This window comes from Streptomyces sp. NPDC002785 (assembly GCF_040295565.1).
GTDB lineage: Bacteria > Actinomycetota > Actinomycetes > Streptomycetales > Streptomycetaceae > Streptomyces.
Genome location: NZ_JBEOVN010000373.1, coordinates 1 through 3,098 on the forward strand (window position 1 = coordinate 1; position 3,098 = coordinate 3,098).

Annotated in this window: 1 protein-coding gene; it reads right to left on the reverse strand. The window is 73.5% G+C overall.

What is annotated here, in order from left to right; all coding sequences use genetic code 11:
- The coding region (locus tag ABTZ94_RS37055) for an SDR family NAD(P)-dependent oxidoreductase (protein WP_351207791.1) at window positions 1–3,098 on the reverse strand (3,098 nt) is incomplete at both ends.

Here is a 3,098-nt window from a genome sequence, read left to right on the forward strand (position 1 = left end):
GACGAGCACGCCGTGTCGACCGTGACCGCCGGACCCTCCAGACCCAACGCGTAGGAAACCCGGCCCGACATCACACTGGCCGCGTTGCCCGTACCGACGAAGCCCTCGGAGCCGCCCGGAGCGGCGAGGACGACCGGGAGGTAGTCCTGGCCGTTGGTGCCTGCGAAGACGCCGACCTGCTGACCGCGCATCGTGGCCGGGTCGATGCCGGCCCGCTCGAACGCCTCCCAGGACGTCTCCAGCAGCAACCGCTGCTGCGGGTCCATGGCGAGGGCCTCGCGCGGCGAAATGCCGAAGAACGCCGGGTCGAAGTCGGCGGCGTCGGTGAGGAATCCGCCGTCCCGCACGTAGGTGGTGTTCTCGGCGCCGGACTCCGGGTCGTAGAGCGACTCGATGTCCCAGCCGCGGTCGGTGGGGAAGCCGGTGACCGCGTCCTGGCCCGATATGAGCAGCTTCCACAGCTCTTCGGGGGTGGCCACGCCGCCGGGGAAACGGCAGCTCATCGCGACGATCGCGATCGGGTCGTCGGCCAGGGCCGCCATGGGGGCGGCCGGACCGGCGACCACCGGCCGGGAGCCGACGAGCTCGTCCTGGAGGAACTCCGCCAGGACGAGCGGGGTCGGGTAGTCGAAGATGATCGTGGCGGGCAGACGCAGCCCGGTGAGCGAGCCCAGCAGGTTGCGGATCTCGACCGCGGTCAGCGAGTCGAAGCCGAGGTCGCGGAAGGCGCGGCCGGGTTCCACGGACTCCGGTCCCGGGTGGCCCAGGACGACCGCGACCTGAGTCCGGACGAAGTCCAGGGCGAGTGCCTCGCGATCCTCCTCGGTCGCGGCGGCGGCCAGTCGCTGGGCGAAGGAGGCGTCTCCCCCGGCATCCGTCGGCCGTGCCGCATCGAACGCCTGCCGGGCCTCGGGAAGTTCGGCGACCAGCGGGTTGGGCCGGATGGCGGTGAGGCCGGGGGCGAACCGGTCCCAGTCGATGTCCACGACCAGGGAGAAGGTCTCGTCCAGGTCGAGGGCGGTGCGCAGCGCGGCGGTGGCCGGCTCGGGGGCGAGCGCGGGCAGCCCGGACAGCCGGAGCCGCTCGGCGACCAACTCGTCGGTGGCCATGCCGCCCTCGGCCCAGGCGCCCCAGGCCAGCGAGACGGCGTGCAGTCCCTCGGCACGGCGCTGCTCGGCCAGGGCGTCGAGGTAGGCGTTGGCGGCGGTGTAGTTGGCCTGGCCCGCGGCGCCGAAGGTGGCGGCCATGGACGAGAACAGCACGAAGGCGGTCAGGTCCAGCTCGCGGGTGAGCTCGTGCAGGTTGAGTGCGGCGGTGGCCTTGGGGCGCAGCACCTCGGCCATGCGCGCCGGGGTCTGGGCGTTCAGGACGCCGTCGTCGAGCACACCGGCGGCGTGCACCACGGTGGTCAGTGGGTACCGCTCGGGGATGGACGCCAACAGCTCGGCCAGGGCGCCCCGGTCGGCGGCGTCGCAGGCGGCGACGGTGACCTCGGCGCCCAGCGCGGTCAGCTCTTCGCGCAGTTCGGCCGCGCCCGGCGCGTCCGGGCCACGACGGCTGGTCAGCAGCAGGTGTTCGGTGCCGTTGCGTATCAGCCAGCGGGCGACGTGGGCACCCAGTGCGCCGGTGCCACCGGTGACGAGCGCGGTGCCGCGGCCCGTCCAGCCCTCGCCGGTGGTCTCGGCGTGTGGGGCACGGGCGAGGCGGCGTACGAAGACACCTTGGGAACGGATCGCGAGGTGGTCCTCGTCGCCGAGGCCGGAGAGTGCCTCGGCGAGGCGGCCGAGGGCGCGTTCGTCGGCGGTCTCGGGCAGGTCGATCAGGCCGCCCCAGCGCTCGGGGTGCTCGTGACCCACGGTCCGGCCCAGTCCCCACAGTTGCGCCTGGACGGCGCTGGTGAGCCGGTCGGAGCGGCCGGTGGACACCGCGCCGCAGGTGACAGCCCACAGCCGGGCGTCGAGGTCCGCGTCGCCCAGCGCCTGGACGAGTGCGACGGTGCCTGCGAGGCCGGCGCTGAGATCGGGGTGTTCGGGGTGCGGCCGCTCGTCCAGGCCGAGCAGGGACAGCACGCCGGCGAGCGTGTCACCCTCGGGCAGGGCGGTGCGCAGCCGCTCGGCGAGGTCGGTCCGGTCGACGGTGACGGACACGGCGAGCTGTTCGACCCGCACGCCGCGCTCGGTGAGCATGCGTACCGGCTCGGTCAGCCACACGGAGTCGGCCGCACCGGCCGGGGTGACGACGAGCCAGGTGCCGGACAGCAGCGAGGGCTGGGCCTGGGCCAGCGGCTTCCAGGTGGTGCGGTAGCGCCAGCCGTCGGCGGTGGAGCGGTCGTGGTGCCGTCGGCGCCAGGCGGACAGTGCGGGGAGCACGGAGCTGAGCGGCTGGTCGCCGTCAATGCCGAGGGTGTCGGCGAGGGCCGCGAGGTCCTCGCTGTGCACAACTTCCCAGAAGCGGGCGTCGGTGGCGCTGAGCGCACCGGTCTCGCCGTCCCCGGCCGGGGCGCCCATGTCGGCGAAGGGGTTGGACGGCCAGTAGCGCTGCCGCTGGAAGGCGTAGGTGGGCAGGTCGACGCGGTGGGCGTCGGTGCCGGCATAGAACGTGGGCCAGTCCACGGCCACGCCGCGCACGTGCGCCCGCGCCAGGGCCAGGGTCAGGGTGAGGGGCTCGGGGCGGTCGTCGCGCAGGGCGGGCACGAACGCCATCGTCTGTGGTTTGGCGGTGAGCGAGCAGTCCTGGCCCATGGCGGAGAGCACGCCGCCGGGGCCGAGTTCGACGAAGGTGGTGACACCACGCGTTTCCAGGGCGCGGATGCCGTCGAGGAAGCGGACAGCCTCGCGGACATGCCGGACCCAGAAATCGGGGCTGGTGATCTCCTCGGCGGAGACCAGGTCGCCGGTGAGGTTGGAGACGATCGGGATCGTCGGGGCGTGGTAGGTCAGCCGCTCGGCGACCTCGCGGAAGGCGTCGAGCATGCCGTCCATGCGGGGCGAGTGGAAGGCATGGGAGACGGTGAGCCGCTTGGTCTTGCGGCCCTGCGCCTCGAAGGTCCCGGCGATCGCGACGGCCGCGTCCTCGTCACCCGCGACGACCACCGACTG